Consider the following 7,574-nt stretch of genomic DNA (forward strand, 5'->3'; position numbering starts at 1 on the left):
CCCCAACACAGTCACTGCATTCTTCCAGGCTGAACCGGGTGGCGGGTTTTAGGGCCGCTTCGCGCCCCAACGCGGGGCAAGCCCGCTCACCACAAAAAAAGCCCGCTTCGTTAACCGAAGCGGGTTGCTGTCAGGTTAATCAGCGGAGAACTTGAAGACGGTGTTCTGGGTATACGTCTGCCCCGGATTCAAACGGGTCGAGGCAAACGTCGGCTGGTTAGGCGCATCCGGAAAGTGCTGGGTCTCCAAGGTGAAACCACTCCAGTGCAGGTAGGTCTTGCCACCTTTGCCCTTCACCGAACCATCCAGGAAGTTGCTGGTATAGAACTGCACGCCCGGTTCGCTGGTGTAGAGCTGCAAGCGCCGGCCTGACGCCGGGTCGTGCACCTCGGCGGCGAGTTGCTTGACGTCGCCCTTGGTGTCCAGCGCCCAGTTGAAGTCAAACCCGCCCTGTTTCGGCTCGGCAAATTTGAGCTGCGGGTGATCTTCCTTGATGTGCTGGCCGATCGGGGTAGGCTTGAGGAAGTCCATCGGCGTGCCCTTGACCGGTGCCAGTTCGCCGGTAGGAATCAAGGTGGCATTCACCGGGGTGTAATGGCTGGCATGCAATGTAGTGACGTGCTTGAGGATGTCGCCGTTACCCGCACCGGCCAGGTTGAAGTAGCTGTGGTTGGTGAGGTTGAGTACCGTCGGCTTGTCAGTGGTGGCCTTGTAGTCGATGTGCAGTTCGTTCTTGTCGTTGAGGCGATAGGTGACTTCGGTTTTCAAATTACCGGGAAAGCCCATCTCGCCGTCCTTGGACAGGTAGCTCAGCTTCACGCCGACCGAATCCTTGTCCTTGACCGGCTCGGCCTTCCACACCTGCTTGTCGAAGCCCTGGGCGCCGCCATGCAGTGAGTTGGGGCCGTCGTTGAGCGGCACCTGGAAGCGCTTGCCGTCGAGTTCAAAGGCGCCGCCGGCCAGGCGATTGCCGAAGCGGCCAATGGTTGCGCCGAAAAACGCCGTACCGCTTTGATAGCCTTGCACGTCGTCAAAGCCCAGCACCACGTCGTCGACCTTGCCGTTTTTGTCCGGCACTTTCAGCGATTGCAACACGCCGCCGTAGGTGATCACCGTGGCTTGCATGCCGTGGCTGTTGCGCAGGATGTACTGTTCGACGGCGGTGCCGTCGTTGGTTTTACCGAAAGGTTTTTGCTCGCTGCTCAGGCCGGCCGCCTGGGCGCCGCCGCTGGCGATCATCATGGACAGCGCCAGGCCGGACAGCAGGTATCGAGGGTGCTTCATGGTCGAACTTCCTTTTGTTGTTTTGAGTGGAATAGTTCTACTAATAGCGATATTTTGTCGGTTGGACAGCGAATTTATAGCCTTTAAAGCCGATTTCGTAAAATAAAATAAGACTAATTGATCGAGGCATCCTTTTATGAGTACTGAACACGCCGTTTATCCCGACCTCAAGGGCAAGACCGTATTGATTTCCGGGGGCGCCTCGGGGATCGGCGAATTCATGGTGCGGGCCTTCGCCGCGCAGGGTGCCAGGGTCGGGTTTGTGGACCGCGCGCAAAGCCAGGGCGAACGCCTGGCGGCGCTGTTGAGTTCCCAGGGGCATGCTGTGGAGTTCGTGTGCTGCGACATCACCGATGAAATCGCCTACAAAGCGGCCATAGGGCGCTTCGAGCATTCCCTGGGGCCGATCAGCGTACTGGTGAACAACGCCGCCAATGACGTGCGCCACACCCTGGAAGAAGTCGATTCGGAAACCTTCGACAAGCTGATCTCAGTCAACCTCAAACACGCCTTCTTTGCCGCCAAGGCCGTGGTGCCGATGATGAAACGCGCCGGCAGCGGCTCGATCATCAACCTCGGCTCCGTCGGCTGGATGATGGCCTCCGCCGGCTACCCGGTGTACGCCGCCAGCAAGGCCGCCGCCCACGGCATGACCCGCGCGCTGGCACGGGAGCTGGGGCCGAACCGTATCCGTGTGAACACGCTGGTGCCCGGTTGGGTGATGACCGAAAAACAGCTGTCCATGTGGGTGGATGACGCCGCCAAGGAACTGATCAGCCGCAGCCAGTGCCTGCCCGGCAGCGTACTGCCGGAACACATCGCCAATATGGCGCTGTTTCTTGCTTCCGATGCCTCGGCGATGTGTTCGGCGCAGAACTTTATTGTGGATGGCGGCTGGGTCTGAGCCTGACTCAATCCTTCATGCAACCCAGGCCAATGTGGGAGGGGGCTTGCCCCCGATAGCGGTGTGTCAGTCAGCAGATGTATTACTGAAAGACTGCTATCGGGTGTAGCCCCCTCCCACATTTGAACTGCGGTGCTTAGGCGATGGGGTAACGCTTGAACGCCGGATGCTGCTCCAGCCTTTCGGCATGCCGTTGCAGGTTGGGAAATGCATCCGCCTTGACCACCGATGCCACGGTGAACTGGCTGAACGACCACGCCACCGCCGCCGTAATCGACGCCAGGGTCAGTGCTTCGCTGTCGCCCAGCTGCTTCTCCAGCAATCCATAGGCCGCGAGCAATTGGCCGGTCACGCGCTCAAGCCACGGTGCATGCAGTTTCTCGGCCGGGCGCAGGTTGTGTTCATAGACGATCTGCACGCTCTTCTCACAGGCTGCCAGCGCCAGTCCCAGAACGTGCAAGTCCTTGGCAAGTGCCGCAGGATGCTGGGGCAACAGCTTCCTGTCAGCCGGGGCCAGGGTTTCGAGGTACTCCAGGATCAGGCTGGAGTCCATCAATACCGTGCCGTCGTCCAGCACCAGGGTAGGGGCCTTGACCACCGGGTTGATCTGCGCAAATTCGTCGAAGGTGCGGAACACGGACAAGGGTTCATGCACGAAATCCACCCCGTACAGGTCCAGGGAAATGGCCACGCGGCGCACGTAGGGCGAGTCCAGCATGCCGATCAGTTTCATGAAGCCTCCATTGCTATCAGGGTGACGAGCCAAGAGATTAAGGGCACTCGGTCGCCCGGCGCAATTGTTGATACGCCTGCACCAACTGCTCCAGGCTGAACGCCAGGTTGCGTCCGCTGGGATTGGGCAGCACCCACACTGACGCGCCGCCCAACACTTTTGGCTGCAAGCCCCAGGCGATCTCGCGTTGGCCGCTCAACGCGCTGTAGCCGGGCTTGCCCATGAACGCCACGAAGCGCGGCGCGCAGTGGCGGATCTTGTGTTCGAAGTTCGTCGCCGCCTGTGTGAACTCATGCCGTGCCAATTCGCCCGCGCTGGCCGTGGGACGATCCACCAACGTGGTCAGGCCGCAGTGGTAGTGCAGCAGCATACGCCCGTGTTCGGGGCGGATTTCATGGGGCGTGAAGCCGGCCAGGTGCAGGGTGCGCCAGAAGCGGTTGCTGCGGTTGGCGAAATGCAGGCCGAGGGCGGCGGAACCCTTGCCGGGGTTGATGCCGCAGAACACGACCTTCAGGTGATTGGCGAGGATATCTTCGAGTCTGTCGGCCATGTGGGGGTATCTGAATGTGAGCCAATCGGTAAGATGCGCTTTGAATTCATCCATCCCAAGCGCCTCAGGAGCAGTGAGCATGACCGATTCATCCAGCTATGTCCCACCCAAGGTCTGGACCTGGGACGCCGAAAGTGGCGGCACCTTCGCCAGCATCAACCGGCCCATCGCCGGCGCTACCCATGAAAAGCAATTGCCGGTCGGTAAGCATCCGCTGCAGCTGTATTCCCTGGCTACGCCCAACGGGCAGAAGGTCACCATCCTGCTCGAGGAACTGCTGGCCCTGGGGCACAGCGGCGCGGAATACGACGCCTGGCTGATCAAGATCGGCGACGGCGACCAGTTCGGCAGCGGCTTTGTCGGGGTCAACCCGAACTCGAAGATCCCGGCCTTGATGGACCACAGCGGCGCCCAGCCGATTCGCGTGTTCGAGTCCGGCGCGATCCTGCAGTACCTGGCCGAGAAGTTCGGCGCCTTTTTCCCCACCGAGCCTGGGGCCCGTGCGGAATGCCTGTCGTGGTTGTTCTGGCAGATGGGCAGCGCACCGTACCTGGGCGGCGGCTTCGGGCATTTCTATGCCTATGCGCCGAGCAAGATGGAATACCCGATCAACCGCTTTGCCATGGAAACCAAGCGCCAGCTGGATGTGCTGGACCAGCGCCTGGCCGTGAGCGAATACATCGCCGGGGATGAATACACCATCGCCGATATCGCCATCTGGCCGTGGTACGGCGGGTTGGTCAAAGGCCGCTTGTATGGGGCGGCGGAGTTTCTCTCGGTGCACGAGTACAAGCACGTACAGCGCTGGGCGGACGCGATTGAGGCGCGGCCGGCGGTGCAGCGTGGGCGGCGGGTGAATCGGGTGTCGGGCGAGGAACAGTTGCCCGAACGCCATGATGCAAGTGACCTGGACTGATTGAGATCCAAGTGTGGGAGGGGGCTTGCCCCCGATAGCGGTGGATCAGTCACGGATGTATCAACTGACCCACTGCCATCGGGGGCAAGCCCCCTCCCACATTTTGATCGCCTTATCTTCGATTTACTTGTAGCGCTGTTCGAACACCGCCACCTGTTCGGGCTTGATGAGCTCGAACGGCACCCACACCTCGGACTCGATCGGCTCGCCCTTGATCATCCTGATCGCCGACTGCACCGCTTGCGTGGCCTGGGCCTTGGGGTCCTGGAATACCGACGCCGTGAGCATGCCGCGCTTGATCGCCGCCAGACCGTCAGGCAAGCCGTCGATGCCGATAATCGCGATCTCGCCCTTGGCCTTGCCCGCCTGTTGCAAGGCCATGGCCGCGCCAATCGCCATTTCATCGTTATTGGCCACAATCGCATCGAACTGCGTGCCGGCCAGCAGCCAGTTGCTGGTCAGGTCCATGCCCTTGTTGCGTTGCCACTCGGCGCTTTGCTGCTCCACCACCTTGATGCCGGGAAAGTCCTTGAGCACCTGCTTGACGCCTTCGGTACGGTCATGGGTGGCGTTCTGTGCGAGGTCGCCCATGATGATCGCCACATTGCCTTTGCCGCCGAGCTTTTCCGCGAGGTAGCGCATCTGCAATTGCCCGGCCTCGATATCGTTGGATGCCACGGTGACCACGCCCTTGGGCAAGGTGCGCTCATCCGGGTGGCGGTTGACGTACACCAGCGGCGTCTTGGCCGCCACGGCGGCGCGGGTCATGTTAGCGGTGGCGGCGGTGTCCACCGGCAGCACGATCACGGCGTCGACTTTCTGGTTGAGAAAACCTTCGACCTGGTTGAGCTGGCGCACCACGTCGCCCTGGGCGTCTTCGAACTGGATCTGCACGTCCTGTTGCTTGGCGGCATTTTCCAGGCCGGTGCGCACGTAGGTCATGAAGTTATCGTCGACCCGCGCGATGCTCACGCCGATGCGATACGCGGCGAAGGTCCATTGGCTGAAAAGCAGTAAAAATGCAGCAACAAGCAATGAATAGCGATGCATGAGGGTGTTCCTTTTATTGTTATAGGGTGAACGCTTGACGGAAACGCTCCAAGGCCAACTCGCTGTCGCCGCTGGCCCAGCCTTCGAGGCCGACCACACCGGTGTAGCCCATGGCGTGCAGGGCCCTGGCGATGGCCGGGTAGTGGATTTCGCCGGTGCCAGGCTCCTTGCGTCCGGGCACGTCGGCCACCTGGATTTCACCGATGGCGCTGCCTGCGCGCTGGATCAGCTCGATCAGGTTTCCTTCGCCGATCTGCGCGTGGTACAGGTCCAGGTTCATCTTCAGGTGCGGGCTGCCCACGGCTTCGATCAGCGCCAGGGTGTCGTCGGCGCGGGCGAACGGGGTGCCGGGGTGGTCGACCTCGGTGTTGAGGTTTTCCAGCAGGAACACGCGGCCGGCGTCTTCGCCCAGGCGCGCGATTTTTTCCAGCGCCTTGCACGCGCTCAGCCACATGCGTCCGGTGGTCTGGCTCACGGGCTGCACCGGCAGGCCGCCGTCACCCAGGCCGGTGCCGTGCAGGTTGAGGCTGGGGCAATTCAGGCGCTCGGCGACGCCGATGGATTCGCGCGCGCTGTCGAGCAGTTGGCGGATGCCGTCGGGGTCGGTGAGGGTGCCGCTGATATAGCCGGTCATCGAGGTGAAATCGGCGCCGGTGGCGGCCAGGGCGCTGATGTCTTTATTGGTCCAATTCCAGATCTCCGCACTGAAACCCAGTGCATGGATGCGCTTCACGCGCTCGACGAAGGGCAGGTCGAGAAACACCATCTCGGCACTGATCGCCAGTTTGAACGGGCTCATCAGCGGGCTCCCTGCACGGCCACGGCCTTGCCGGTCTCGAACGACTCGATACAGGCGCGGGCAATCGCCAGGGCGGCGCGCGCGTCTTCGCCACTGGCCATGGGTTTGGCGCCGGTGCGCAGGCAGTCGACAAAGTGGTTGAGTTCGGCGATGTAGGCGTCGCGCAGCAGGTCGGTGTCCATACGCTGGGTGTCGGCCTGGATGCCCTCGGCCAGGTAGCGCACCAGGTCGGAGTCGTTGAGGCTGCCCATGCTCAGCATGCCGGCGCTGCCGAACACTTCGCCGCGCACGTCGTAGCCGTACACCGCCTGGAAGTTGGCCTCGGCGGTGGCGATGGCGCCGTTGTCGAAGCGGATCGCGACCACGGCGGTGTCGAGGAAGCCTTTGCTTTTGTACTCCGGCGCGATCAATGCGTCGGCCATCACATACACCTGCACCGCTTCGGCACCGGGGTTGAGGTAGCGCAGGGTGTCGAAGTCGTGGATCAGGGTTTCCAGGAAGATCACCCATTGCGGCGAATTGGCCGGGTTGTTGAGTGCCGGGTCGCGGGTCAGCGAACGCAACAACTGCGGCGTGCCGATGCGGCCGGCCGCCACATCGAGGTGGGCTGTGCGGAAGCTCTTGGCGAAACGCCGATTGAAACCGACCTGCAGCGGCACGCGCGCATCGGCCGCGGCGGCAATGGCGCGGTCGGCTTCGTCGAGGGTGATGGCCATGGGTTTTTCGCAGAAGATCCCCTTGCCCGCGCGGGCGGCGCTGATCACCAGTTCGGCGTGGCTGCGGGCGGGGGCGGCGATGAGGACGCCGTCGATGTCCGGGTCGTCGAGCAGCTGTTGCGGGTCGGTGTAGACCTTGGCTACCCCCAGTTCGGCCGCCAGGCGTGCGGCTTGGCCGGGAGTGGGGTCGGCGATGGCGGCGAGGGTTGCGCCAGGGATGTGTCGCGCAGCGGTCAGGCCGTGGAAACTGCCCATGCGACCCGCGCCGATCAAGCCCAGGCGGATGTTCTGTGTACTCATGAAATAACCCCTTTTTATTGTTGGCCGCAGGACAGCCCTGACTGGCAAAGGGGCATGAGCAAAGGTTATGCCAATTTACAAGCGACTGATAATTAAGGGTTTATAAAATACAATAAACAGAATGTGTTCATTCTGATGACATGCCTATACTGACATGTCAAAAACATGAACATGGATACCGCCCGATGAGCATGGCGTTCAGCGTACAAGACCTCGACTACCTGACGGCCCTGGGGCCTGCGGCGCTGAACGACGGCCCCGTGGCTGCGCTGGAACAGGCGTGGCGCGCGTGCCTGGCCGGGCAGGTGCAGCGCCCGGCCGA

The 7,574-nt window shown here is 62.0% G+C and carries 8 protein-coding genes; 2 read left to right on the forward strand and 6 right to left on the reverse strand.

From position 1 onward, the window contains the following. Window positions 1–135: 135 nt before the first annotated feature. Window positions 136–1,284, reverse strand: a complete 1,149-nt coding sequence (locus BFQ01_RS00310) for an aldose epimerase family protein (RefSeq protein WP_065923809.1) — start codon at window positions 1,282–1,284, stop codon at window positions 136–138. Window positions 1,285–1,420: 136 nt separating this feature from the next. Between BFQ01_RS00310 and BFQ01_RS00315 the strand changes: the two genes are divergently transcribed. Next, window positions 1,421–2,188 (forward strand): SDR family NAD(P)-dependent oxidoreductase, encoded by a 768-nt coding sequence (locus BFQ01_RS00315; RefSeq protein WP_065923810.1) that lies wholly within the window; start codon window positions 1,421–1,423, stop codon window positions 2,186–2,188. 136 nt (window positions 2,189–2,324) lie between these two features. Here BFQ01_RS00315 and BFQ01_RS00320 read toward each other — a convergent pair whose 3' ends face one another. Both BFQ01_RS00320 and mug read right to left on the reverse strand, forming a co-directional pair. After that, a complete protein-coding gene (locus tag BFQ01_RS00320) occupies window positions 2,325–2,921 on the reverse strand; it encodes a glutathione S-transferase family protein (RefSeq protein WP_065923811.1) in 597 nt (198 codons plus the stop codon). Window positions 2,922–2,958: 37 nt separating this feature from the next. Continuing rightward, window positions 2,959–3,471, reverse strand: a complete 513-nt coding sequence (mug, locus tag BFQ01_RS00325) for a G/U mismatch-specific DNA glycosylase (protein ID WP_065923815.1) — start codon at window positions 3,469–3,471, stop codon at window positions 2,959–2,961. Window positions 3,472–3,550: 79 nt separating this feature from the next. Between mug and yghU the strand changes: the two genes are divergently transcribed. After that, on the forward strand, window positions 3,551–4,387 hold the full coding sequence (gene yghU / locus BFQ01_RS00330; protein WP_065923812.1) for a glutathione-dependent disulfide-bond oxidoreductase: 837 nt from the start codon (window positions 3,551–3,553) through the stop codon (window positions 4,385–4,387). A 123-nt stretch (window positions 4,388–4,510) separates the two neighbouring features. On the opposite strand, the gene BFQ01_RS00335 is transcribed toward yghU, so the two are convergent. Genes BFQ01_RS00335 through BFQ01_RS00345 form a run of 3 tightly spaced genes read right to left on the reverse strand, consistent with a single transcriptional unit; the run spans window position 4,511 to window position 7,252 of the window. After that, entirely contained in the window at window positions 4,511–5,437 is a 927-nt protein-coding gene (locus tag BFQ01_RS00335) for a sugar ABC transporter substrate-binding protein (protein ID WP_027607581.1), read from the reverse strand. 19 nt (window positions 5,438–5,456) lie between these two features. Next, window positions 5,457–6,236 (reverse strand): TIM barrel protein, encoded by a 780-nt coding sequence (locus BFQ01_RS00340; protein ID WP_065923813.1) that lies wholly within the window; start codon window positions 6,234–6,236, stop codon window positions 5,457–5,459. Then, window positions 6,236–7,252: a Gfo/Idh/MocA family oxidoreductase gene (locus BFQ01_RS00345; RefSeq protein WP_065923814.1), complete on the reverse strand. Its 1,017-nt coding sequence runs from the start codon at window positions 7,250–7,252 to the stop codon at window positions 6,236–6,238. Before BFQ01_RS00345 ends, BFQ01_RS00340 begins: the two co-directional genes overlap by 1 nt. Between the last annotated feature and the right edge of the window lie 322 nt (window positions 7,253–7,574).

This window comes from Pseudomonas sp. 8 R 14, from assembly GCF_900005955.1.
GTDB classification, from domain to species: Bacteria; Pseudomonadota; Gammaproteobacteria; order Pseudomonadales; family Pseudomonadaceae; genus Aquipseudomonas; species Aquipseudomonas marginalis.